Source organism: Kribbella sp. CCNWLW201 (assembly GCF_037203805.1).
Taxonomy (GTDB): Bacteria; Actinomycetota; Actinomycetes; order Propionibacteriales; family Kribbellaceae; genus Kribbella.
On the sequence record NZ_JBBCBQ010000002.1, the window covers coordinates 398,514 to 422,397 of the forward strand.

27 protein-coding genes and 2 pseudogenes are annotated in these 23,884 nt (G+C 67.6%); 6 read left to right on the forward strand and 23 right to left on the reverse strand.

Annotation, left to right across the window (positions count from 1 at the left end):
* Positions 1-127: 127 nt before the first annotated feature.
* From V9K99_RS11665 to V9K99_RS11685, 5 genes are all read right to left on the reverse strand, one after another.
* Positions 128-1,315: a hypothetical protein gene (locus V9K99_RS11665; protein WP_337004035.1), complete on the reverse strand. Its 1,188-nt coding sequence runs from the start codon at positions 1,313-1,315 to the stop codon at positions 128-130.
* 263 nt (positions 1,316-1,578) lie between these two features.
* Entirely contained in the window at positions 1,579-1,989 is a 411-nt protein-coding gene (locus tag V9K99_RS11670) for a hypothetical protein (RefSeq protein ID WP_337004037.1), read from the reverse strand.
* Positions 1,990-2,223: 234 nt separating this feature from the next.
* On the reverse strand, positions 2,224-2,946 hold the full coding sequence (locus V9K99_RS11675; RefSeq protein WP_337004039.1) for a hypothetical protein: 723 nt from the start codon (positions 2,944-2,946) through the stop codon (positions 2,224-2,226).
* 85 nt (positions 2,947-3,031) lie between these two features.
* A complete protein-coding gene (locus tag V9K99_RS11680) occupies positions 3,032-3,460 on the reverse strand; it encodes a hypothetical protein (RefSeq protein WP_337004041.1) in 429 nt (142 codons plus the stop codon).
* A 102-nt stretch (positions 3,461-3,562) separates the two neighbouring features.
* Complete coding sequence (locus V9K99_RS11685) at positions 3,563-4,441, reverse strand: RNA polymerase sigma-70 factor (RefSeq protein ID WP_337004043.1); 879 nt, start codon at positions 4,439-4,441, stop codon at positions 3,563-3,565.
* A 151-nt stretch (positions 4,442-4,592) separates the two neighbouring features.
* Here V9K99_RS11685 and V9K99_RS11690 point away from each other — a divergent pair, with 151 nt between their 5' ends.
* Both V9K99_RS11690 and V9K99_RS11695 read left to right on the forward strand, forming a co-directional pair.
* A complete protein-coding gene (locus V9K99_RS11690) occupies positions 4,593-5,081 on the forward strand; it encodes a carboxymuconolactone decarboxylase family protein (protein WP_337004045.1) in 489 nt (162 codons plus the stop codon).
* Between the two features lie 82 nt (positions 5,082-5,163).
* Positions 5,164-6,273, forward strand: coding sequence for a hypothetical protein (locus tag V9K99_RS11695; protein WP_337004046.1), 1,110 nt, complete (start codon positions 5,164-5,166; stop codon positions 6,271-6,273).
* Between the two features lie 69 nt (positions 6,274-6,342).
* Here the strand turns inward: V9K99_RS11695 and V9K99_RS11700 are convergent, their stop codons facing one another.
* Complete coding sequence (locus V9K99_RS11700; protein ID WP_337004048.1) at positions 6,343-7,362, reverse strand: lactonase family protein; 1,020 nt, start codon at positions 7,360-7,362, stop codon at positions 6,343-6,345.
* 50 nt (positions 7,363-7,412) lie between these two features.
* Entirely contained in the window at positions 7,413-7,934 is a 522-nt protein-coding gene (locus V9K99_RS11705; RefSeq protein ID WP_337004050.1) for a GNAT family N-acetyltransferase, read from the reverse strand.
* Between the two features lie 18 nt (positions 7,935-7,952).
* On the opposite strand from V9K99_RS11705, the gene V9K99_RS11710 reads away from it, so the two are divergent.
* Positions 7,953-8,801, forward strand: coding sequence for an arylamine N-acetyltransferase family protein (locus V9K99_RS11710; protein WP_337004052.1), 849 nt, complete (start codon positions 7,953-7,955; stop codon positions 8,799-8,801).
* A 1-nt stretch (position 8,802) separates the two neighbouring features.
* Here V9K99_RS11710 and V9K99_RS11715 read toward each other — a convergent pair whose 3' ends face one another.
* The 8 genes and pseudogenes from V9K99_RS11715 to V9K99_RS11750 form a co-directional block, all read right to left on the reverse strand.
* Positions 8,803-9,276 carry a hypothetical protein gene (locus tag V9K99_RS11715; protein WP_337004054.1) on the reverse strand — a complete coding sequence of 158 codons (474 nt, stop codon included), beginning with the start codon at positions 9,274-9,276 and terminating at the stop codon, positions 8,803-8,805.
* 54 nt (positions 9,277-9,330) lie between these two features.
* Positions 9,331-10,782 carry an NADH-quinone oxidoreductase subunit N gene (locus V9K99_RS11720; RefSeq protein WP_337004056.1) on the reverse strand — a complete coding sequence of 484 codons (1,452 nt, stop codon included), beginning with the start codon at positions 10,780-10,782 and terminating at the stop codon, positions 9,331-9,333.
* Positions 10,779-12,332 (reverse strand): complex I subunit 4 family protein, encoded by a 1,554-nt coding sequence (locus V9K99_RS11725; RefSeq protein ID WP_337004058.1) that lies wholly within the window; start codon positions 12,330-12,332, stop codon positions 10,779-10,781. The genes V9K99_RS11720 and V9K99_RS11725 overlap by 4 nt, the downstream gene beginning before the upstream one ends.
* On the reverse strand, positions 12,329-14,092 hold the full coding sequence (locus V9K99_RS11730) for an NADH-quinone oxidoreductase subunit 5 family protein (protein WP_337004060.1): 1,764 nt from the start codon (positions 14,090-14,092) through the stop codon (positions 12,329-12,331). The genes V9K99_RS11725 and V9K99_RS11730 overlap by 4 nt, the downstream gene beginning before the upstream one ends.
* Positions 14,089-14,415, reverse strand: a complete 327-nt coding sequence (nuoK, locus tag V9K99_RS11735) for an NADH-quinone oxidoreductase subunit NuoK (protein WP_337004061.1) — start codon at positions 14,413-14,415, stop codon at positions 14,089-14,091. Before nuoK ends, V9K99_RS11730 begins: the two co-directional genes overlap by 4 nt.
* A gap of 1 nt (position 14,416) precedes the next feature.
* Positions 14,417-14,917 (reverse strand): NADH-quinone oxidoreductase subunit J family protein, encoded by a 501-nt coding sequence (locus V9K99_RS11740; RefSeq protein ID WP_337004063.1) that lies wholly within the window; start codon positions 14,915-14,917, stop codon positions 14,417-14,419.
* A 158-nt stretch (positions 14,918-15,075) separates the two neighbouring features.
* Positions 15,076-15,303: pseudogene (locus tag V9K99_RS11745) on the reverse strand (4Fe-4S binding protein); the annotation flags it as partial.
* Positions 15,304-15,501: 198 nt separating this feature from the next.
* Positions 15,502-16,266: a methylenetetrahydrofolate reductase gene (locus tag V9K99_RS11750; RefSeq protein ID WP_337004065.1), complete on the reverse strand. Its 765-nt coding sequence runs from the start codon at positions 16,264-16,266 to the stop codon at positions 15,502-15,504.
* Between the two features lie 75 nt (positions 16,267-16,341).
* Between V9K99_RS11750 and V9K99_RS11755 the strand changes: the two genes are divergently transcribed.
* Positions 16,342-16,560, forward strand: a complete 219-nt coding sequence (locus V9K99_RS11755) for a hypothetical protein (protein ID WP_337004067.1) — start codon at positions 16,342-16,344, stop codon at positions 16,558-16,560.
* 27 nt (positions 16,561-16,587) lie between these two features.
* Here V9K99_RS11755 and V9K99_RS11760 read toward each other — a convergent pair whose 3' ends face one another.
* The 3 genes from V9K99_RS11760 to V9K99_RS11770 form a co-directional block, all read right to left on the reverse strand.
* The gene (locus tag V9K99_RS11760) at positions 16,588-16,932 is read right to left on the reverse strand and encodes a hypothetical protein (RefSeq protein ID WP_337004069.1); all 345 of its coding nucleotides are present in this window, start codon (positions 16,930-16,932) and stop codon (positions 16,588-16,590) included.
* Positions 16,933-17,005: 73 nt separating this feature from the next.
* Entirely contained in the window at positions 17,006-17,899 is an 894-nt protein-coding gene (locus V9K99_RS11765; RefSeq protein ID WP_337004071.1) for a DUF4241 domain-containing protein, read from the reverse strand.
* A gap of 78 nt (positions 17,900-17,977) precedes the next feature.
* The gene (locus tag V9K99_RS11770; protein ID WP_337004073.1) at positions 17,978-18,325 is read right to left on the reverse strand and encodes a hypothetical protein; all 348 of its coding nucleotides are present in this window, start codon (positions 18,323-18,325) and stop codon (positions 17,978-17,980) included.
* Positions 18,326-18,501: 176 nt separating this feature from the next.
* Between V9K99_RS11770 and V9K99_RS11775 the strand changes: the two genes are divergently transcribed.
* Together V9K99_RS11775 and V9K99_RS11780 are read left to right on the forward strand one after the other, a co-directional pair.
* Positions 18,502-19,269 (forward strand): aminoglycoside phosphotransferase family protein, encoded by a 768-nt coding sequence (locus V9K99_RS11775; RefSeq protein ID WP_337004075.1) that lies wholly within the window; start codon positions 18,502-18,504, stop codon positions 19,267-19,269.
* A 154-nt stretch (positions 19,270-19,423) separates the two neighbouring features.
* Positions 19,424-19,618 (forward strand): annotated as a pseudogene (locus tag V9K99_RS11780) (NAD(P)-binding domain-containing protein); the annotation flags it as partial.
* Positions 19,619-19,808: 190 nt separating this feature from the next.
* Here the strand turns inward: V9K99_RS11780 and V9K99_RS11785 are convergent.
* From V9K99_RS11785 to V9K99_RS11805, 5 genes are all read right to left on the reverse strand, one after another.
* Positions 19,809-19,970 (reverse strand): DUF2716 domain-containing protein, encoded by a 162-nt coding sequence (locus V9K99_RS11785; protein WP_337004077.1) that lies wholly within the window; start codon positions 19,968-19,970, stop codon positions 19,809-19,811.
* A gap of 436 nt (positions 19,971-20,406) precedes the next feature.
* Positions 20,407-20,667 (reverse strand): hypothetical protein, encoded by a 261-nt coding sequence (locus V9K99_RS11790; RefSeq protein WP_337004078.1) that lies wholly within the window; start codon positions 20,665-20,667, stop codon positions 20,407-20,409.
* 142 nt (positions 20,668-20,809) lie between these two features.
* Positions 20,810-22,078, reverse strand: a complete 1,269-nt coding sequence (locus V9K99_RS11795) for a hypothetical protein (protein ID WP_337004080.1) — start codon at positions 22,076-22,078, stop codon at positions 20,810-20,812.
* Between the two features lie 224 nt (positions 22,079-22,302).
* Positions 22,303-23,505, reverse strand: a complete 1,203-nt coding sequence (locus V9K99_RS11800) for an RNA polymerase sigma factor (RefSeq protein ID WP_337004082.1) — start codon at positions 23,503-23,505, stop codon at positions 22,303-22,305.
* Complete coding sequence (locus V9K99_RS11805; RefSeq protein WP_337004084.1) at positions 23,502-23,846, reverse strand: YciI family protein; 345 nt, start codon at positions 23,844-23,846, stop codon at positions 23,502-23,504. The genes V9K99_RS11800 and V9K99_RS11805 overlap by 4 nt, the downstream gene beginning before the upstream one ends.
* Positions 23,847-23,884 lie beyond the last annotated feature (38 nt).

Here is a 23,884-nt window from a genome sequence, read left to right on the forward strand (position 1 = left end):
TCGGCTGTTACGCCTTCGCCTCGCTCGGCGGCTTCGGTGCTCGCCGCTGTCGGGTGGTGCCTTCGCTTCGCTCGGCGACGGTCACCCACCGTTGTCGGGTTGGGCCTTCGGCGGGCGGGTCGCGGTTTCAGGTGAGGGCGGCGATCCAGGTGCGGAGGTTCTCGTCGGTTGCTTCGTGGGCCGGGGTCACGTGGGCGAACGTTCCGTCGGAGGCGACCAGCGCGATCGTGACCTGGGTGGGATCCGGCGGGGCTGTGATGTTGCCTGTGAACATCTCGGTGGCGGCGCCCTTGAAGTCGAGGCCGACCGGGACGGGGAAGGTTCCCGCCGACTTGGAGATCGAGTCGGCCAGTTGGTCCACGTCCTCGGGGTTGAGCAACGAGCCCTTCCAATCCTCGGCCGGGAGGACCAGCAGGAAGCCCACGACCGGTGGGGTACCGGCTCGCGTCATCGGCAGGAGACGGCCGATCGCGGTTCGGATCCCGTCCGCCGATCCGGCCACGATCACGAACGGCTGTCCGCGGTACGACGTACCGTTGACGAACCCGCCACCGACGGCGCGAAGCCGGAAGGTGGCGATCTCGTACGGCCCGACGTCACCGCCATCCGGCGGCACCTCGGTCGACTCGGCATCCGGGGGCACGTCGGTCGACTCGCCTTCCGGCGGCACCACGGTCGGGCCCGCGCCCGGCGGCAGCTCGGTCGAGAACGTGTCAGCCTTGATCACGGGGCCGAAAGTCACCTCGGTGATGACCTCCGAGCCGCCGTACACCATCACCAGGCCGGTCTTCTCGTCCAGCGCGATCTCTCTGGCGTCCATGGACGGCACGGACTCACTGGATTCCACCTTGTCGCAGTGGTAGCGGACCGCAGTCCGCCCGAACAACGTCTTCGTGCCAAGCCGCTTCGCCGCGGGACACAGCTGTTCGAACTCCTCGGTGTCCGGCCGGTAGAAGAAGGTGCTGTCGGGGAGCTCGTCTTTGCCCGGATTCTCGATCCGCTGGTATTTCGGGTCCTCGTCGGGGTTGTAGAGCAGCAGTGCCTTGCCGTCCCAGACCTGGTAGTACCCCGGGCCGGTGAGCATCGTCAACCGGAATCGCCTGTTTCCGTCCGCGATCACCTCGAAGGGCTCGGAACCGCCGTCACCGTCCGTGAACACGCCTCGAATCCTGACCAGATCAGGCGACACCGTTGATGTTGCCGACGGCGGCGCCGATCCGCTCCCTGATTGTTGCCCACCACAACCACCGGTCGCCGCGACGGCCAGCACGACCGCGACGATGGTCATCTTTGCTTGCTTCCCCCGCACAGTCATGGCGACTGCGCTCCTCCCTGCCGCTGATGCTCCAGGGACCGGCGGTGGCGACCGGCCGTGATCCTGTGGTGCCCCAGACATACCCTTGGGCGCACCCGGTGCTGTTTCAGCTCAGTCTGCGCGCGGAGAGCCCGCACGGACTGAGTAATAGTGCTCAATTCGCCTTGCGGCGAGGGCCACAGCACGTGCGCCGCCGGACATACGACCTCCGCGCGGATGGAATTCGTGCGGAAAGTCCCGGGAGCTACGCGGTGTCCGGCTGGCTACTTGCGGCCCCTGTCGTCTCTGCGGTGGGTGCCAGGGGTGTTCTTCGTGCGGCGGGCGGCGGGGGCGGCTTCCGTGGGGCGGGCGTTGGCTCGTGGCCAGTCGACCATTCGGCGGAGTCTGTCCACCTCGGTATCGGGGGCTGCTGCCGCAGCTACGCCGGTCGGTTCAGGCTTGCCGACCTGCTCGGTGCTGGAGGCGGGGAGGATGAGGCCGTTGGGTACGCCGGCCTGCTGCCACAGTTCGTCTGCCTTCTGCAGGGACTGGTCGAAGTGGGCTTGGACGTGGGCGCGGGAGTCGGTCGTGCCGTGGGTTGTGTGGTGGTCTAGGGCGTCGGCGGCGCGGGAGAGTTGTTCCAGGGTGATCAGGCGTTCGGGGAGTAGGGGCTTGCCGGGCGGTTCGGCGGCCAAACGACGTACGGCGCTTGGTCAACGCCCGAGCGGACTTGGGCCGTCAGGCCGCCGATGACGCGTCGGCCGTTGGCGGGGTCGACCGTGCTGAGGTCTGGGAAGGTTTGGCGCGTGCCGTTGCTGTTGGCGATTGACTCGTAGCGGTCGATCGCGAAGTGCAGCTTCTCGCGGGCGTCGGCGAGCGGCTGAGGCGAGGCCCCCAGTGCCTGCAGGCGGTCGGTCTCGGCTGCCCAATCACCACCGAGGAAACTCCCGACCCGCCGAGCGCCTTCGCGAGATACCCCGCTGATCGACGCGCTCCTCCAAGGGCCGCCCGCCGTCCTTGGCGCGGTCGAGGATCGCCCGTTCGTCCTCGGTGAGCAGGGTGCGGAGCAGCTTGGCGTTCGGCTGTCCGTCGGCCACGCCCATGGTGAGGGCGAGCTTCCGGATCTCCTTGCGCACCGCGGTACGGCGTACGAAGTCAGCGCGGCCAAGCCGACGTTCCAGCAGACCGCGTTGCCGCAACTCGGCGCGGTGACCGGCGTCCACGGGCCGCTGTACGGCGTCGACGTCAGGTGTCCCGCCCGGACCGAAAACCCGGTCGCCGTCTGTGGCCCGCCCACCGCGGAGGACGGCCGTGGACTCGGCCAGGGCCCGGGCGAGCATCGGCGCGACCTCGTCGTTCACCATCCGGTCGGAGAGCGTGAGGTCGACGGTCGGCACGCCGTCGAAGTCACCGTCGTACCCAGGCATGTCGCCGAGATGGACCGTGTACGCGAGGTTCACGCCGGGATCGACCGGGCCGACGCGCTTGATCAGCCGGAACGTCTCGTCCGTGCCGGTGGTGATCGTGTACACGCCGTTGCCTTCGTGCCGCACAGAGGCGAGGTCGACGGCCAACTGATCCGGCTCGTCCAGCAGCCGGCCGGACTCGGCACTCACCATCACCCAACCGGGACGCAACCGCACCTCCAGCACGAATTAGTTAGGTTAACCTAACTCATGACAAGGTCAGGCCCCTGACCTGCGGAAACGCAAGTCAGGGGCTGTCGCGGCTGTTCCATCAGGCGGCGTCGAGGGCGGCGGTGATCTTGCGGATCATCTCGGTCAGGACCGGGCTCAGGTCGCCCTTGTGGACATGGGCCGCGGTTTCGAGGGCGAGGAGGACCGTGCTGCGGAAGTTGTCGGCCTCGGCCGGGGACTGCTTCTTCAGCAGATCCATGGATGCCGTCAGGGCCGGCAGCACGAGGTCGGCGAGCTCTGCGACGTTCTTGCCGTCCAGGCTGATGTCCTTCGACTTCGCGGCGAGCACGTGCCCGACCGGGCCGGTCGCGGAGGACAGAGCGAGGGAACCCTTGGTGGCGACCTTGTGCGGCTTACCGGTGGCGTCAGCGGCGACCAGCAGCGACACCGCGCCGTACGCCGCGGTCCGCAGGGTGCTCTTGTCGTGGTCGGTGAAGGTGATGGTCGAGTCGTTGCTGTTCTTCGTCATGCAAGCAACTGTCGACGTCCGGCCTGACACCACCCTGACACCGGCCAGACAGGATCACTGACACGGTGTGCACCTGCCAGTCAGCCGATGCCAGGCATACGGTCAGCGGGTCACCGGGTTGGCCTGCTCCACTCGGGACAGCTTCTCGGGGTTGCGGACGATGTAGAGGCCGGTGATGAGGCCGTCGTCGATGCGCATGGCGACCACGTCGTCGATCTCGCCGCCGATCCGGACGATCAGCGCCGGGCAGCCGTTGATCTGAACCGGCTCGACCGAGACGTCGCCGGGGAGCTTGGGGAGGCCGGCGGACAGCAGGCGCACCACCTTGTCGGCGCCAACGATCGGACGCGGCACGGCCTGCTTCACGCCGCCACCGTCGCCCAGGAGTACGACGTCCGGAGCGAGCCGGTCGAGGAGAGTCTGGAGGTCGCCGGTTTCGATGGCGTGCTTGAAAGCGTTGATGGCGCCTTGGGATTCGGCGGCTGACACGACCCCGCGGGGCCGTCGGGCGGCGACGTGGTTCCGGGCCCGGTGAGCGATCTGGCGTACGGCGGCCTGCGTCTTGTCCACGGCTTCGGCGATCTCGTCGTACTCGAGAGCGAAGACGTCGCGCAGTACGAACACCGCCCGCTCGGTCGGGGTGAGCGTCTCCAGGACCAGCAGCATCGCCATCGAGACGCTGTCGGCCAGTTCGACATCCTCGGCCACGTCGGGTGCGGTCAGGAGCGGCTCCGGCAGCCAGGGACCGACGTACGACTCCTTGCGGCGGCCGAGCGTGCGCAGCCGGGTCAGGGCCTGGCGGGTGGTGATCCGGACCAGGTACGCGCGTTGGTCCTGGACGATGCCGAGGTCGACGGTCATCCAGCGCAGCCACGTCTCCTGCAGCACGTCCTCGGCGTCGGCGGCCGAGCCGAGCATCTCGTAGGCGACGGTGAACAGCAGGTTGCGGTGGGCGACGAACGCCTCGGTGGCCGGATCCATCGGTTGCTCCTGGTCAGTTGTCACACGCACAAGACGCCGGTCCACCGCGATCTGTGACACCGGCAACCGGTGGCACACGTCACAGTCACAGAGCTCGAGCGGCCGGCATCTGGTGTTCGTTCAGGCAAACATTACGAGTAAGGACGACATCATGGACGCTCGCTTCAACATGCTCGAGAACGCCTACGCGCTGAAGTTCGGGAAGCGGTTCGCGGGCCTCAACCTGCTGCTCGAGCAGTCGACGCTGCCGCGGGCGACGATGGAACTGGTGATGCTGCGGGTCAGCCAGATCAACGGCTGCGCCTTCTGCTGCGACATGCACACCAAGGACGCCACCGCCGCCGGTGAAACCTCGGTCCGGCTCAACCTCGTCGCCGCCTGGCGCGAGGCGATCGTGTTCACCGAGGCCGAGCGGGCCGCGCTGGCACTGGCCGAGGAAGGCACCCGCCTGGCCGACGCCCACGACGGCGTATCCGACGAGACCTGGGCCCAGGCACGCAAGCAGTACGACGACGACCAGCTCGCCGCGCTGATCGCCGTGATCGCGCTGATCAACGCGGCCAACCGGATGAATGTGATCGTTCGCAACCCGGCAGGCGCCTACCAGCCTGGCATGTTCGGCGACTTCGTCAGCAACTGACGACCGCCCGGGCCCACCGGAATAACGGTGGGCCCGGACGTGGTTTCCTCTGACGACAGTTAGGGCCGAGAGGAGCCGGGCGTTGAAACCCACCGAGTTCGTGAAGGTGAACACTCAGTTCTGGAGCGATCACCTGCGGAGTGTGAGTGACCACCTGCCCGGCAGTCACGGCCGCGAGTTGCCCGGCCAGCTGCTCTACCCGCGGATGATGGTGCTGACCGAGACCCCGGACTGGAACATCCTCGAGCTGGTCGGCGTGAGCCGCGAGTACCGGACCCTCGAGGTACGGCGGCAGAAGGCGCAGAGCGTCGAGGAGTACTTCGGCCTCGGCGACGGATCACCGGTCGTCAGCCTGGCCGGCGAGAACATCATCAAGGACGCGACCGTTGCCACCACGGCCGGTCGCGGTGAGCTGGACGCCAGGTTCCCGAGCGCCCAGAAGATGCTCGGCACCGAGTACGTCGCTCCAGGCGACCAGCTGCTGCGGTTCGCGCCGGGCAACTACTCGACCTTCGACCGGGTCCTGCTCGTGCACGGTGCCAGTCCGTCGATCCGGGTCCACTGGACCTTCTTCGCGGTCGCGATCCACCGGTCGGAGCCGGCCGACAAGTACCTGGACTTCCTCCGGAACTTCGCCTCGGCAGCTCCCCACCTCGACCCGGTCGGCACCTTGAGCGCGCCCCGGGACGACGAGGGCGTCAAGAGCGCGGCATTCACCAGCACCTACCTCGCGCACGGACTCCAGGACGCGACCGCCGAGGAGTTCCTGACCGAGCACGAGAGCATCCTGCTGTCGGCGTTCGACGCGACCAAGCTGATCCAGCGGCCGCTGCTCGAGTGGCGCGACGGTGACGCGACCGACCAGGTCGGCCTCACCCCCGACTTCATCCTGGAGCGCGCCGACGGCACTCACATCATCGGCGACCTCGGTCTCCCCCTCCGCGAGCCCTTGAAGAAGCACCGGCGAGCGGTGACGGTCCGCGAGGGCGCCGCTCAACTCGCCCGGTACGACGACTACGTCAGCACCCCCGAGAACCGTGCCTTCGCCCAGACGAAGTACGGCGTCGACCTCAGCGAACCGCGCAAGCTCCTGGTGATCAGCAGCCAGCAGACCGTCGCCCCCGACGACTTGACGGCCGAGATCATCGACTACGACACGATCCTGCGGCTGTACCTGGCGGCCAAGGCCTAGATCGCTTACGTCCGAGGATGTGTGGGCTACAGACCACACATCCTCGGACGTTGCAGGAGGGGCAGCTGGCTAGATCGGCAGGATGCACACCGGCTTCGGCCAGGCGACCGGGTCGCCGTCCGGGGTCAGGGTGCCGTCGTTGGCATCGATCGCGAAGGTGGCGATCGTGTCGGAGCGTTCGTTCGCGGCGTAGAGGCGGGTCCCGTCGTTGCTGAAGGCAAGGTGACGGGGCCAGTCGCCGCCGGAGTCGACGGTCTGGACGAGCTCGACCGAGAGGCCGTCGGCGGCGACAGCGAAGACCGCGACCGTGTTGTCGCCGCGGTTGGAGCCGTACAGGTGGCGGCCGTCGGCGGAGATCAGCAGCTCGGCCGGGAAGTTCTCGCCTGGGGAGTCGGCCGGCCGGGTTGAGGCGGTCTGCACGATCTGCAGCTTGCCGTCGTTGTAGCTGCAGACGGTCAGCGTCGAGTCGAGCTCGTTGATCACGTACGCCGCGCCCGCGCTCGGGTGGAACACCAAATGCCGCGGACCGGCGCCCGGGTGGATGTGCAGCCGGTCGACTTCCTCCAGCTGCCCGTCCTCGGTCAGCGTGGACACGTAGACCGAGTCCGAGCCGAGGTCGACGTCGAACGTGTAGGTGCCGGACGGGTCGAACGCGACCTGGTGCGCGTGCGGACCCTCCTGGCGCTCCTTGTTCGGCCCGGTGCCCTCGCGCTGCAGCACCTGGGTCGCCTCACCGAGCGATCCGTCCGCGGCGATCGGGTGGATCGCGACCGAGCCGGACGAGTAATTGGCCGACAACAGGAACCGGCCGGACGGGTCGATGTCGAGGTGACACGGGTGGTCGCCGCCGGTCGGCTGCTCGTTCACCAGCTCCAGCCCGCCGTCCGGCTGGATCGCGAACGCGCTGACGTGGCCGTTCTCAGTCTCGTTCGTGGCGTAGAGGAAACGCCCGTCCGTGGACCTGACCAGGAAGGACGGATCGGTGGTCGTCGCAACCACCCCGATCCCCTCCAGCGGCCCGGACGCGATGCCTTCCCCGCCGCCCGGCTGACTCGTGTAGCTCCCGACATAGATCCGCTCAGAAGTCATGCCCCTACCCTGCCAGGTCACGGCTTTACGGGCACGGTGGTGTCCAAAGCTCAGCGAAGGCTTAACCCGTAGAGCGCCGATCCCCAGCCCAGGTCCGGGACGAGCACCCGCCACCCCTTTCGCCGGTACAGCCTGGGCGCGGGCCGATCATCGACGTACGTCGACAGCAGCGCCTTCTCGTGCGAAAGATCAGCCACCAGTACGTCGTGCAGCGCCGAGCCGACCCCGCGTCCCTGCGCCTCGACCGCCACCGCGAGCTCGACGAACTCGAAGTGCCCGCCCACCCACTCCTCGACGATCTCCGCCGACGCGGTCTCCACCAGCCGGTCCGACCACCACTGCCCCCGCTGCCCGGTGAATCCGTACGCGAACCCGACGATCCGCTCGTCGTGCCTGGCGACGACGAGCTTGAACCCGTCCCGCTGTGAGTGCAGTGGCAACTGCTCGTTCCCGAACTGCTCGGCTCGGGCAGGCTCCTCGTCGTACCCGGGCGCCCCGAAGGCAGACAGGTAGACGGCGGCCAGCTCCGGAGCGGATTGAACAGCTTCGGACGGGGAGAGTACGTCGATCACCTGGCCTAGGGTAAGCGGATGGACACCGAGGCGTTCTTGCAAAGGATCGGAGTGCGTGGGTACGACGGCCCGCCTCGGTTGGAAGGTTTGTCGCGGCTGCATGAGGCGTTCGTCGACCAGGTGCCGTACGAGTCCGTGCAGTTCCAGCTGGAGCCGGGCGGGCCACTCGAGCCGGAGGACGCAGCGAAGCGGATCATCGCGCGGGAGACCGGCGGCTACTGCTTCCAGCTGAACGGGTGCTTCGCCCTCCTGCTCACCGAACTCGGCTACCGCGTGAAGATGCACCGCGGCGGCGCGCAGACTCCGACTCGCGCCGGCGACGTCGATGCCAGCCACATGGTGCTCACGGTGAGCGGGCTGGTCGAGGATCCGGATCGCGTCTGGCTGGTCGACGCCGGGCTCGGCGAGACTCTGGTGCGGCCGCTACCGCTCGAGGCGGGCAGCACCTATCAGGACCCGTTCGACCTGCGGTTGCGCCCGTCCGAGAAGGTCGACGGCTGGCGCTTGGACCACGACCCGCGGGCCAATCTGGTCGGCATGGACTTCGAGTCCGCCGCGGTCGGCCTGGATGCCTTCGTCGCCCAGCACGCGAACCTCTCCGCCAGCCCGGAGTCCCCGTTCCGCCGGCTCGCCTCCGCGTTCCGCCGGAAGCCGGCGAGTGTCGTCGTACTGCGCTCTGTCGGTCTGAGCGAGACGTTCGCCGACCGGATCGACTCGACCATCATCGAGAACCCGGCCGATTACTTCGCCATGCTGGCCGATGTGTTCTACCTGCCACTCCCACACCTGGACGCCACTCAGCGCGACCAACTCTGGCGCCGAGTCTGGTCGCAGTACGAAGACTTCCTCGCCAAGCAGCCCGCTTGAGCTATCGCCTGGTCCGGAGGATCACGATGGCGGTGGTGCCTTCGGCGGCTTTGAGCGAGGCGCTGTGCATCGGACCGCCCATCGAGCCCCAGGTGGCGACGCCGGCAGTGCCTTGGACGCTGACGGTGAAGTTCGAGCCGCCGTCCTTGCGGGCGTTGGTGATCGTGATCCGGCCGTCCGCGACGGTCAGGTTCACCTTCCGGCGGTCCAGCGTGATCTGGGCCGCCTTGCGGACCAGGACCTCGCAGTTGCCGTCGCTACAGGCCGCGTAGTTCTGCCCATCCTTCGCAGTCGGGAAGGTCGGGGTTGGCGTCGGGGTCTCCTCCGTCGGCAGACCCGACGGCTCCACCGGCATCTCCGGGGTAGAGACCGTCGTACTCGCGGGCGAGTCACCTCCCGCCGACGTGTCGTTGCCGGCTGAGCAGGCGCCTAGCGCCAGCACCGCCATCACTCCGAGGACTCCACGCGCGATCACCTGCACAACGCTAGGTGGCGACCGATTCAGGCAGCCGTGGTTGTCCTGAAGCTGTCAGGTGGCGAGGGCGAACAGGGTGCTCGGCAGCACTGACAGTACGGCGGCAGTCGCGGCGCAGAGCGAGATCATCGCGACCGCCGGCGACTCGATGTCGACCGAGAACGGGTCCTCGGCGGGCAGCCGGAAGAGCTCGGCGACCCAGCGGAGGTAGACCGCCAGACCGATCATCACGTTGATCGCCATCACGATCGCGAGCCAGCCGAGATGCGCGTCGATGACGGCCTGGAACGCGGCGAACTTGGTGAACAACCCGGCCAACCCCGGCGGCAGACCGGCCAGCACGACCAGGAAGAAGATCAGCGCCACCGCCAGCCCTGGCTCGGAGCGAACCATGCCCCGGTAGTCCGTCAGCAGCCCGCCCGGCCGATGCCGCTGCACCACAGCGACCGAACCGAACGCGCCGAGCGTGACCACGACGTACGCCGCCAGATAGCCGACCACAGCCTGGGCGCTGCCGACCGCGAGCGGCGCGAGCAGGAACCCGACCTGACCGATCGACGACCAGGCGAGCAGTCGTACGGCTTCCACCTGACGCAACGCGGCCAGGTTGCCGACGGTCATCGTCACCGCGGCGAGTACGGCGACCACCGTCCGCAGATCGGATCCGTCCGGCGCGACTCCGGTCGTCACCAGCACCAACAGACCGGCGACACCGGCCGACTTCGACACCACCGCGAGGAACGCGGTCACCTCGACCGGCGCACCGACGTACGTGTCCGGAAGCCAGGCGTGGAACGGCACCGCCGCGATCTTGAACGCGAACCCGACGATCACGAACAGCCCGGCCGCGAACGCGACCCGCTCCAGATCCGGGTCGAGCCCGGTCAGCCGGTTCGCGATGGTGGTCAGGTACAGCGAGCCGGTCACGCCGTACAGGTAAGAAATGCCGAACAGCATCACCGCCGTCGACAGCACCGACACCAGGAAGGCCTTCAGCGCACCCTCGGACCCGCGTCGATCCCGACGCAACGCGACCATCGCGAAGCTCGGCAGCGACACGACCTCGAGACCGATCACGACCGTGGCGAGATCGCGCGCCCCGGCGAGCACGGTCGCACCGACGAGCGCGCTGAGCAGCAGGAAGTGGTACTCCCCGACCGGGATGTCCGAGGCAAGCAACTTGTACGCCGACAGTCCGACGACCCCGAGTCCGCCGATCAGCAGCACCGCCCACAACCCCGCGGTCAACGGCTCGAACACCAGGCTGCACTCGGCCGGCCCTTCGACCGCAGGCCGGCAGAACGCCGGTTTGAAGTCGTCCCGCTGAGCCCACACGAAGACCAGCCCGAACAGGATGACCGCGCCGGTGAGCAGCGTGACCAGGGTGTGCCGCAGCTGCGCGGGTGCGCTGCGCCAGAAGGCGTCGATCAGCAGTACGGCGACCGCCCCGAGCGCCAGCACCAGCGGTACGGCGACCGCCTGCCAATCAGTCCACGTCAGGGTCACAGGGCACTCCATTGGTGCAGGAGGAGGCCAGGCCAGACCCCGAGGAGGACGGTCAGGACGATCAGCGGGGCCCAGGTGATCAGCTCGATCCGGCTGAGGTCGACCGCGAAGGCCGCGGGCGGATGCTCGGCCGGATCACCCTGGCAGAGGTTGCGGACCAGGCGGAGGAAGTACGCGGCGGTCAGCACGGTCCCGAGCCCGGCGATCACCATCAGCACCAGATAAGTTGTCCGGGGCAACAAGTCACTGGGGTCGTAGGCTCCCAGCAGGACGAGCATCTCGCCCCAGAACCCGGCCAGCCCGGGCAGGCCCAGCGACGCCAGGCAGGCGAACGTCAGCAGCGCACCGATCCGCGGCAGCCGTGCGTACAGCGCCCGCCCGATCGTCCGCAGATCGCTCGTGTCGTGCCGATCCTTGATCGCACCGGCCAGGAAGAACAGCAGACCGGTGATGATCCCGTGCGCGATGTTGGCGAACAGCGCACCCCGCAGACCAGCCGGCGACAGCGTCGCGATCCCGAGCCCGATGAAGCCCATATGACCGACACTCGAGTACGCGATCAGCCGCTTCACATCGGTCTGCGCCAGACACGCCAGCGACCCGGCGACGATCGCCACGGTGGAGAACCCGGCCAGGTACGGCGCGATCGTGACAGTCGCATCGGGGAGCACCGGAACCAGGATCCGGATCATGCCGTAGGTGCCGAGCTTCAGCAGCACCCCCGCCAGCAGAACCGACCCGACCGTCGGCGCCTTCGCGTGCGCGTCGGGCAACCAGATGTGCAGCGGCCACAACGGCACCTTGACCGCCAGCCCGACCGCGATCAGCACCGCCGCGGCGAGTGGCACCCCGTGCCCGCCGAGCACCGGCGAGTTGGTCAGCCGGACGATGTCGAACGTCCCCGCCTGCCGGTACACGAGCAGGAACCCCAGCAGCATCAGCGCCGAGCCGAGCACGGTCATCAGCACGAACGTGGTCGCGGCCCGCTTGCGTCCGGCCGGGTCGTGCTCGTCACCCCAGATGTCGATGATCAGCCACATCGGGATCAGCACGATCTCGAAGCAGAGGAAGAACAGAACCAGGTCCATCGCCGAGAAGGTGCCGATCACACCGGCCTCGATCACCAGCAGCAACGCGATCAGCGACCGGGTCCGGCCGATCCGCGGCGTGATCTTCAACGAGTACAGGCAGCACAGGAAGACCAGCAGCGTGGTCAGCACGATCAGCGGCATCGAGATCGAGTCCACCGCGACGTGGAACCGCACCCCGAGCGACGGGATCCACGGCACATCCGTGGCCGCCCGCAGCGGCCGGAAGCCCTCGTCCGGCACCGGCGTGTAGGAAGTCCAGCCGAACTCGGTCCGCGGCCACAGCACCAGCGAACCGATCAGCACGAGCCCCGAGATGATCGATCCGTAGATCGCCGCGAACCGATCACCGAGGCCGACCGGGAGGGCCCACAGCGCCAGCGCGGCCAGAATCGGCAGGATCAGAATCGCCAGCAGGATGAGGCTCATCAGCGAGCCATTCGCAGTCGACACCTCGGTCATGAGCTGATCACCCCGGCCAGTACCGCGAGCGCGACCACGCCGATCACAGCAGCGGTCAAGTACGTCTGCGCGTTCCCCGTCTGCATCCGCCGGAACCCTTGCGACGCCAACGTCCCCGTCCGACCAACCGCCCGCACATAAGCCTCGATCACGTCCCGGTCCCCGATGACGGTCAGCCGCGCCAACCAGCGCACGGGTACGGCGAACATCCGGTGGTACAGCGTGTCGACACCGAACTCACGCTCCAGCACGACCGGCCGCGGATCCGCGCCCCGCGACCACAACGAGTACGCCGGAAGCGCCCCGAGCAACGTCAGCGCGGTCGTCACCAGCCCGACGATCCAGTTGAGATGTACGCCGTCGACGTACCCGAGAACGACCGAGGCGACGGCGAGCAGGATCAGCGGTGACAGCATCACCCACGGCGCGTCGTGGAGCTTGGAGGAGTCGGGCTCCTCGAGGTCGGCCATCGGGTCGTCGTCCTCGAAGGCACCAATGGCGCCGGCGAGCGCGGGGGTCCGGAAGAACACCCACAGCCACAACCGCACGCAGTAGAACGCGGTCATCGCCGCGGTCAGGCCCACCGACACCAGCACGATCCATCCAACAACCGAACCGTCCCGCGCGTGATGCCAGGCCGCCTCGACCACCGTGTCCTTGGAGAAGAACCCGGCGAACCCCGGTACGCCGGCCAACGCCGCCAGACCGACCGTCATCGTCGCGAACGTGACCGGCAGCGCCTTACGCAACCGGCCGCGTCGCGTGTATCGACGCAGTACGACGAACGCCGCGCTGCCGACCTGGTGGAGCAGTACGCCGGCGCAGAGGAAGAGCAGGCCCTTGAACGCGGCGTGGGTGAGCAGATGGAAGAGCGCAGCATGCCGACCGTCCGAAGTGCCTAGGGACAGCGCGGAGAACATGATCGCGAGTTGGCTCACGGTCGACCAGGCCAGCACTCGCTTCACCTCGACCGCGGCCATCGCACAGAGCGCGGCGAACAGCATCGTCAACGAGGCGATGATCGCCAGCACGGTCAAGGTGGTCTCGGAGGCGGCGAAAACGTCGTACAGCCGCGCGATCAAGAAGACGCCGGCGGCAACCATCGTCGCCGCGTGGATCAGCGCGCTGACCGGGCTCGGGCCGGGCATCGCGTCCGGAAGCCAGGTCTGCAACGGGACCTGAGCCGACTTGCCGACCACGCCGACCAGGAGCAGCAGCGTCCCGGTGGTCAGCACACCCGGGGAGATCTGGCTGGGGTCGAGCTCGGAGATCCGGAACGTGCCTGCGCCGACGCCGAGGACGAAGATGCCGAACAGGAAACCGACATCGCCGAGCCGGGTCATCAGGAACGCCTTGACCGCGCCGGAGCGGGCGTCGCGACGCTCCCAGTAGTGACCGATCAGCAGGTACGAGCAGACGCCCATCACCTCCCACCCGATCAGCAGCAGGAACAGGCTGTCCGCGACCACGACCGTCACCATCGCCGCGGTGAACAACGTGACGAGAGCGTGGTACGACGCCGGCCGTTCGTGCAGGTAGCCGATCGAGTAGACCTGGACGCAGGTCGCGATCACTCCGACGACCGCGAGCAACAGGACTGTCAGGTCGTCGGTGCGTACGGCGAATCCGATGGTGAGATCGCCGACGGACGAGTTCAGGAAGTCGGTCTGATCGGGTCCGACGCCGTACAGCAGACCGGCCATGAGTACGACGAGCAGGGAGAAGCCGACGCCGATCACGCGCCACGCGGTCGCGATCACGTGACCGGACCCCTCTCCTGCTCTACCAGGTCCCGCGCGGCGTCCGCGTCGACGTGACCGTGACCGCGGAACAGCAGCAGCACGATCGCGAGCCCGAGACCGATCTCGGCCGCGGCCAGGGTGATGACGAAGACCGCCAGCGTCTGGCCGGTGGCGAGGCCGTCGACCCGCCATGCGTCGAAGGCGACCAGGTTGAGGTTCACCGCGTTCAGCATCAGCTCGAAGGACATCAGCATCGTGATCGCGTTGCGGCGCGCGAGGACGCCGTACACACCGATGCAGAACAGGACGACCGCCAGCAGCAGCGGCACGATCAACGGCATGTCAGTCCTCCTCCGCCTTCTTCCGCTGGGACAAGGCGATCGCACCGATCAACGCGGCCAGCAACAGGACCGACAGGACTTCGAAGGGCAGTACCCAAGTCTTGAAGACCGCTGTGCCCACAGCCTCCGCGGAGCCGTCCGGCACGGGCTTGATCTTCTCGTTGCCGAAGGCAATCACCACGCCGGTGCCGAGGAGCACCGCCAGGACGGCGGCCACGCCGGCGGCGAACGGACTCCGGCGAGTGGTCAGCGCGGGCAGCGGATTCGTCGGCGCCTTGGTGAGCATCAGCGCGAAGAGGACCAGTACGACGATCGCACCGACGTACACCAGGATCTGGACCAGCGCGACGAACTCGGCGTGCAAGGCACCGAAGCAACCGGCGATCGCACCGAGGGCGACGACCAGCCAGAGGGCGGCGTGCACGATCCGGCGGGAGGTGACGACGATGACGGAGGCGATGAGGGCGACTGCTCCGGCAACGCTGAAGAGTGCAGTCGTCACGCCTCGCCCTCCGAGGAGGTCGCCGTCTCTGGCGCGGGCGTGACTGTGGGGCCCGGGTCGATCGGCTGGGGTGCGGGGACGGTCCACATCCAGTCGCGCAGGCGGTCCTTCTCGTGGGTCAGGTTGCGGATGTCGGTCTCGGCGTACTCGAACTCCGGCGACCAGAACAGCGCGTCGAACGGGCAGGCCTCGATGCAGATCCCGCAGTACATGCAGAGGCTGAAATCGATCGCGAACCGGTCCAGCACGTTCCGGCTGCGCTCGCGCGCCTGCTCACCGACCGACGGCGCGGTCTCGGTGTGCGAGTCGATGTAGATGCACCAGCTCGGGCACTCGCGGGCACACAGCATGCAGGAGGTGCAGTTCTCCTCCAGCAGCGCGATCACGCCCCGGGACCGCGGCGGCAGCTCCGGCTGGACATCGGGGTACTGCTCGGTGACGGAGCGGCGGGCCAGTGTCTTGGCCGTGACCTTCAGCCCCTCGATCAACCCCTTGCCAGGTATGCCCACGCCTCCTCCTCCCGTCAGTAGGACCCCTGCTAGCAGGACACTAGTCGGTTCCGGCCCGATCCGGTGCGACCCAGGTCAGAGTTCGCGCTCCAGGCGGGCGGCAACCTGCCGGTATCGGCTGACCGGTATCAGGTGAACGCCCTCGAAGGCCCCCGAGTCACGGATCTTCCGGATCAGCTCACACGCGTGATCGACACCGGCGTCCCGGTCCCGCTCGACCGCCTCGATCAGGGCGTCCGGGATGGTCAGCTGGGGCAGGGCAGCGAGAGCCTGGGCCATCTTCGCGCTGGCGAGCACCATGACCCCGGCGTACACCGGAATATCCAGTACGACGCTGTCCCGCCAGCGCAGCAGCTCGTCCAGGTCGTAGCTGACCTGGACGTACAGGAAGTCGGCCTCAGCCTTCCACCGCGGCACCGGCCGCAACCGGGTCGCCGCACCCACCTGGAACGGCTTGCAGCCCGGGTACGACGTGTCACGCGCCTGCTCGATCATCGTCCGAACGGTCAGCTGGCTGGTCCGCGCACCCTCGGCCGGGTCGTCCCCGTGCACGAACAGGAACTGCTCCACGCCGTACGCCGCCGCAGTGAGCAGGTCGCGGCGGAAACCGAGCAGGTTCCGGTCCCGCGAGTTGAGGCACGCGATCCCGCGCGACCCCATCGCCTGCACCTCGTTCGCGACCGCCACGCTCGACACCGTCGCCCGCCCGATGTGGTTGTCCGGGATCAGGAACGCATCCGCGATCGGACTCATCACCCCGATCTGATGCCGCACCTTCTTCAAATCCGGCCGCGTCGGCGGCTCCACCTCACAAACCACCTCAAACATCTCCCCAGCCATCCCCCGACCCTACTGAACCCCCGATCCCGCCAACCCCACTTCCCACATACCGTCACTGCACCTACCGTCGGGGAGATGGGGAGATATCGGCCACTCGCGGGCGCCGGGATCGGTGCTCTGGTGATGGTCGTCGCCACCGTCGCCTTCGCCTGGTTCGCCACCGCCCCCGACCACTACGAATGGACCGACTCGGCCGTCTTCATGAGCCCCGTCACCGCCCTCATCGGCGCCTACACAGGCGCCGCCCTCGGCCACCTCAGCCGCCGCCGCCTCGAGAAGCAAAAGAACTCCTGAGGTACTGAACGAGAACGCTCGGTTGGTTCAGAGAGGTGTGACCGGGCGATCAGGCATCTCCGGGGTGGGCTCCCAACGAAGGAACACCCACTCCTCATCCTGCTCCAGTTCGAGGCCGGCGTCCGGGACGGCGGTGAAGACCGTGGACAGGTCCTCACCGAAGTCGGCTGCGAAGTATGTTTCGGCCTCGGAGACGCACTCCTTCTGCAGGTCAGCTACTGCACCTTCGTAGAGAAAGCGGACCCGGACGTCTGCGCCCGCATCCAGCTCTCCGGTCCAGGTGACTGCGACACCCCGTAGATCAGGAGTTACCTGCTGCCACAGGGCTCGCTGCAGCGACAGAAGGACCGCGATCCTGAGGTCTTCGGACACAGCCACGAGTATCGCGGACGCCTCCTCGAACCTCGCCCGTGCCACGCGCGCCCACAGGCTGCGGCTGGTCGTGTCAGATGTGTCTGTAACCCCGATGCAGGGTGAGCTCGAGGATCGAGTCTGCTGGCGGTGCTGCTTCCGGTTTCCACGTCTGGCTGTGCATGTCGCCGATCTGGCTGAGACCCAGCCGGTCTCCGTCCATGAGCACGGTGCCATCAGGTGACAGAACCCGGATCTTGCTGATCACGTGACCTCGGCGACTGACGACGTACGACCCACCATCGGCGCTGACCTCGAGGTCGTGATCAGCCAACTCAGGGGAATTCACCTTCCCCAGCCGCCAAGGTACGGCGACCACGCGAACCCTGTCTTCGGCGAGCACCAGGAAGTCGACGACAAGCGACGCGATCGTGCCGTCCTCAGCCACTCCCCAGTAGCACGGGTAGGCGCCGTCGCCGAAGCCACTTGTCACCATGACCGCATCGTTCACGTCGCCGGTGAGACTGAACACCGTGCCTGCAGCATCCAGAAGCCGCGTGGACTGCTCCTGAAACAACTCCTCGATCTGCTGAGCTTCGCAACGCGCGAGCGTCGCGAGATCGAGGATCGCCACGTTGCCGTAATCCACCCCAACGATGTTCGATCCCCCGGTCAGCTCGGCAGGATGCCAACTGATCGCCGGTTCCTCGGAGATGAGCAGGCGCAGTGCGACGTTCGTGCCTGCGGCTGTGGAGACCTCGACCCGGTATGTGCCGGCGTCCAACCGGCGGGCCATCGGTTCCAGGTCAAAATCGCCGTACCCGAAGTCTCGGACGGTGAGCACCCCGGAGCCGCATGTCACCTCTCCGAGGCTGACGACCTCGAGCGAGACAGTTTCGCCCAACAGTGCGACCTGGCGCCCCGCCGCGAACAGACCTGCCACGTTGAGTTCCAGGTCTGAGCGCACCTCGGACAGTTCAGCGTCCAAGCTCGCTGAGTTGAGCAAGGCCTCGGCCTCGGCGGGGTCGACCAGCGGGGATCCCGGTGGGTCCAGGAAGCGGAGAAGCTAACAGATCCTCCACTGCTCGTCCACGCGCACAAGCCGGTATTCGTAGTACGTCGGCACCGAACCGTTCTCCACCACCGAGCACACAGTCGCGCGATCAGCCTCGACCTTCACCTCAGTGATCGTCTCGAGTGACGGATCATGCGCCGAGCTCCCACTGAGCACACCCTCCTCGCCAGTGCTGGCCCCGGTCGTGAAATGAGCACCGACAACCACCGCCAGCTCACCAGCCCACGCCACAGCCGCTTGCTCGAAGTTCGACCCAGGCGGCCTGCCGGCCCGCTCCCACCCCCGATGAAAGTCAGCTACGAAGGCCTCCACCCGTCCACGCACTTCATCCCGGCTCACGGACCGAAGGTACCGGGCGCAAGGCTCCAACAGTTGCCCTGCGGGTGGCGCGGCAGCCAGCTCAGGAGTTCGGTCCCGAGCAGTAGTCACCATCCGGCGCGAAGACGTGACCCTTGTCGGCGGAGCGACAACAATTCCCGATGCGCCGGCTGACTGGTCGCGGCTAGGGTCCGTTCGTGGCCCCGACCGACGACGACATCGATGCTCTGCGCCCGATCTCGATCAAGGACGGTGTCGTCACCAGACCCGCTTCTTCCTGGTCGCCGACCGTACATGCGTTCCTGCGGTACTTGCGCGGACAAGGACTCACGTGCGTTCCAGAACCGATTGCTGTCGACGGCAACGTCGAACGGCTCGTGGTCATCGAGGGTGACTCCGGCGCCGACGGCTGGGCGCACCAGCACTCCGAGGCTGGGCTACGTTCTGCGGCCCGGCTGCTGCGGACAATCCACGACGCATCCATCGGCTGGCAGCCACCACCGGATGCGGTCTTCTGTGCGCCCGACGTGGAATCCGAGGCGGAGACCGTCTGGTGTCACGGTGATGTCGGCCCCTGGAACATGGTGTGGCACGGCGACGAGGCCGTCGGCCTGATCGACTGGGACTTTCTGCATCGCGGACCGCGGCTCGATGACGTCGCCTACGCACTTCAATGGTTCACCCCCGCCCGCAGCGACGAGATGGCGCTGACCTGGCACCACTTCCCGACCGTGCCCGATCGGGCCGCGCGGGTACGCGCCTTCCTGCAGACGTACGGCGGTTTGCCGTCCTTCGACATAGCCGAGGCGATCGCCACCCGGATGGAGACAACCATGGCCATGGAGTTGTCCCTGGCCAAGGCCGGTGTCGAGCCACAGCGGACCTGGGTAGCCGAGGGCAGCCAGGAGCGCGCCGCCGCCGAGGCACGATGGGTACGCGACCACGCCAACCTACTAACGCCCTGACATCACCACGCCCGCGCGAGCCGCGGCGATGTGCGGACGTTCCGTAGTCACGAACGATTGCCCCAGACCTTGCGGTGGAAACAATCGAGGCAGGTGAAGTCGCCGCGCGTGGACGGGCGGTCGGTTGCGTCGCCCCCGGTTGGGAGGCTGTCAGATGAGCGATGTGTCAGTGATCGGGACCGGAGCCATGGGCACCGCGCTGCTGGAAGGGCTGAAGGCCTCGGGCGGCCTGGTGACGGTATGGAACCGGACCAAGGAGAAGGCCGAGGAGGTGTCCGGGCCGCGGGTGCGCGTAGCGGAGTCCGTGGACGACGCCCTGATGTCGAGCCCGCTGACGATCATGTCGGTCTCGGATGCGGAGGACCCCGCGACTGGAGACTGGAAGTGGCGACTGTCCCACGACAGACCGACCGGCCGACGGTCGGGGAAAGTCAGCGGCGACCAGCCGCGCCTGAGGGTTGGTGGGGCTGCCGGGCGAGCACGCGACGCAGGATCGGGCATAGCCGGCTGCGCGGGCAGCTGGCTATGCGGGTGGGCGGTTAGAGGGTTCTTAGGTCGACCACAAGGCAGCGATCGGGCAGTCGAATGGCCGGCTGCGTCTGCTCGTGGTAGTTCGGCCTGAACTCGAAGCGAGCATTGAACGGATCCCAAGCCTCGTCGTCGTCGACAGGGCGCCAGACGTCCTCGATGGATGGCCGCATCCGACGAGGCTAGTCGGCGGATCGAGGCACCCGACTCTCAACATTGTTTGAGGGCTTCTGAAGGTGAGAGGCCTATGATCCGAAGCCTCAGATAGCGGAGTGCCTCCTCGAGGGTCAGGTCCTCGCCATCGGGATCCATAACCCGAGCGCCTTGCACCCAGTCCGCGACTTCATAAAGAAGGCCAGGACCCTCGTGGACCGAAACCCGGACCAAGTACCCCCCGGACGAGGCGATCTGCTCACTGACGGGAGTCACGTCAACGTTCGCCGTGCGACCACAGTCGTTCACGACTTCGCGCACACGCTCGGCGAAAGCGTCGCCAGACCTACCGCCCCACACGTTCGGCCGACCCGTAATGTCCACGCGCTCATGATGCCGCCAGCGCAGAGCCCACCGAATTCGGCATGACCGCACGCGTCGCGGCGGATGAGAGCGTCACAGGCAGATGGCTGCCCACGCGACCAGGCGGTTGGCCAGGCCGTCCACGTCGTGGTCAGCCGGGTCGAGACCGAAGTGATCCTGCAACTCGTACCAGAGGTACTGACTGATGGCGGCAGGCCCTTCACCGGACCCCAATCTGTGGAGCAGCGGACCCACCAGGCAGTCGTACTCATCACTCACAAGGTCCGCTACGCCGATCGGGTCCCACTCGTTGAGCAGGTACCGCAGGTACACCTGCGGATCAACGTCCGTCACAGCGCCAGTGTGACCCAACGCCCCGTCCGCACCCCCGTGCCCTGGCTCAGCCCGGCGGAACCTCCGTCGTCGGCACGACCGCACGCATCGCGCCATGAGGGTGCGTACCGTCGCCTTGCGCGAGCGGGCCTGACCAGTTGATTCAGGAAGTCCGACGACGCCACCACGATCGGCGGCGGGGAACTTCCACGCCTGCCAGCGCGGCGACGACAGCACGGTCGTGGGGGAGCCCAACTTGTCCGAGGACGAGACTTGCGTTGCCCGCGCCCTGCTCCCACGGATCGTCGTTGCGCGCGAGAGCGGCGAGCAGCCGGCGCTGGGTGTTCGACAGATCGTCAGACGACGGCACGTCGATGTACGCAGCCTGTTGCCAGCGGTCCGGGAACAGCCAGGCAAGAAGGCGTCCCCATTCATACGTAGCGCCAAAAGGTCCGTACGCAACCGTCGCGAGCTGCTGTTCGAGACCATCGACCAGCCGACCATCCGCCGCATCGACCGATACGCGATCCAATACAGCCACCAACAGGGCGGACGCGAGCCAAGGTTCGGGACCTATGAACCCACGCGGAAAGGTGGCCCGAACCCAGTTCCGGTCTGCGGCCGCGCCGACAAGAGTCTTCAGGGCCTGCGGATGGTCAGGGCATCCCAGCGCCGCAGCCACCCGAATCGCGCGGTCGTCGTGATCGATCAGGGCATCAACGTCGGTCGTCGCCGGACCCGAGGCGGCAAGTGCGAACGCCGAGGCGGCACGTCTTCCGCTGTCGTCTGGGCCATTGACGAGCGAATGCAACGCGTGAACGAGGGCCGGCGAGGGCGCAAGCCGCACCATCGCGCTTCCCGCACCGATGGCCTCGTCAAGGAAGCGTCGATCGCGCATACAATCCACGACCGTCTGCTCCCAGTCGAGGACGCAGGCGGTGAGTGTGACGACATCCGCCTGGGCTGCGAGGAAGTAGTCATCGTCGACTTGGTTGCCCCGCTTCTGGGCGAGCTCGCGGTCAAATGGCAGGTAGGTTGCCCACAATGGCTGGCCCGCGGCGCTGCGCTGGGGCTCGGGTTCGTTGCCGGGACGGTCAGCTTCGCGCTCGGCAATCCAGCGCAAACCTGTTGCGCTCTCCCCAATGGCCAGCAGGCACCAGGCAAGAGCCGGGTGCGTCGACCCATAGCCGAGGATCCGGCGCGCAATCCAAAGGACGGGCGCTGTGGCGGAGTACGGCGTCCCCTGATGCACGACCGCAGTCAGCAGCCAGTCCTCCAACTCTTCAAGGCCCTCAGACGTACCGTCTTCCACGCCAGCTGCGAGTGCCCGAAGCCACGGCGGCGCATCGAGCGCCACGTCATATGCGTGGGCCAGCCGCGACCACGGAACCGTTTCGATAAGGCCGTCGAGGGCGTGTCCAGGGTCCGTCACAGTTCGCAGTGTGCCCCATGCTCGACTCCCGCCCGGGTATCACTGCCGTGCGCTGACCGCCGTCGGTGGAGGACCTGGGGTGCGGCGGATGGGGGTAGTTTCCGGCGTCAGCACGAGGTTAGCGGCGATGAGCCGCCAAAGGGTGGGAGGGGCTGCCGGGCGCGCACGCGACGCAGGAGCGGGCATAGCCGGCTGCGAGGGCGGTTTGTTGCGAGGGCGGGTTGCTAGAGGGTTTTTAGGCGGGTGTGGAGGAAGGCTTGTTCTGATTGGTTGGCGGTGAGGGATGCGGCTGCTTGGTAGGCGGAGCGGGCCTCGGGGTGGCGGTTCAGGCGGGCCAGGAGGTCGGCGCGGATTGCGTGGAAGAGGTAGTAGGAGCCGAGGTCGAGGTCGTCGATCAGGTCGAGGGCGGCTGCGGGGCCGTCGACCTCGGCGAGTGCGACCGCCCGGTTGAGTGCGACGACCGGGCTCGGGGCGATCGCGAGTAGGTGGTCGTAGAGCTGGAGGATCTGCCGCCAGTTCGTCTCGGCGGCGGTCGCGGCATCACTGTGTACGACGTTGATCGCGGCCTGGAGCTGGTACGGACCAGGCTGGTTTCGGCGGAGGCAGCGTCGTACCAGGTCCTGGCCTTCAGCGATCAACGTGCGGTCCCACAGTGCCCGGTCCTGGTCGGCGAGCAGGACCAGGGAACCGTCCGGGGCGATCCGGGCCGGACGGCGGGAGTGCTGGAGGAGCATCAGGGCGAGTAGGCCGACGGCCTCGGGTTCGTCGGGCATCAGTTCGACCAGCAGGCGGCCGAGGCGGATCGCCTCTGTGCAGAGTTCGTCGCGGACGAGGGTTTCGCCGGACGAAGCGGCGTACCCCTCGTTGAAGATGAGGTAGACGACGGCGAGGACGCCGCGGACGCGCTCCGGGAGGTCGGCCTCGTACGGGACGCGGTACGGGATCCCGGCGGCCCGGATCTTCGCCTTGGCCCGGACCAGCCGCTGCGCCATCGTCGGCTCCGCGACCAGGAAGGCGCGGGCGATCTCGGCCGTGGTCAGGCCGCCGAGCATCCGCAGCGTGAGGGCGACGCGGACGTTGAGGGCCAGCGCGGGGTGGCAGCAAGTGAAGATCAGCCGGAGGCGGTCGTCCTGCACGACGCCCTCCTCCACTGGCTCGTCCTCGGCCTGCAGCAACGCCGCCTGAGCGTGCTTGTCCTCGCGCACCGACTCGCGTCGCAGCCGGTCGATCGCACGGTTCCGCGCGGTGGTGATGATCCACCCGGCCGGGCTCGGCGGTACGCCGGTCGCCGGCCACTTCTCCACCGCCGCCGCGAACGCGTCCTGGACCGCGTCCTCCGCGATCTCCAGGTCACCGAACACACGCGTCAGTACGGCGACCGCCCGCCCGTGCTCGGCCCGGAACACCCCCGCGATGTCGACCTTCACGTCACGAACGGCCGAACCTCGACGGACAGCGGTTCGAGAACGCGAGCCAGCCGGCGCGCCCACTCCAGGGCCGCGTCCAGATCGTCCACCTGGATGACTGTGAAGCCGCCCAGGTGTTCCTTCCCCTCGGTGAACGGCCCGTCGGTGACGAGCACCTCCTCACCCGAGGCCTTCAGCACGGTCGCGGTCTCCGGCGGATGCAGCCCGGCCGCGAACACCCAGACCCCGGCCGCCTGCATCTCCTCGTTCAGCGCGTTCAGATCACGCATGATCGGCTCGAGAAACTCATCCGAGGGCGCCGGCCCATCAGGCTGATAGATGCTGAGCAGGTACTGGTTCATATCCACCTCCAGGTGAGTGCTGACACCACCTACACGAA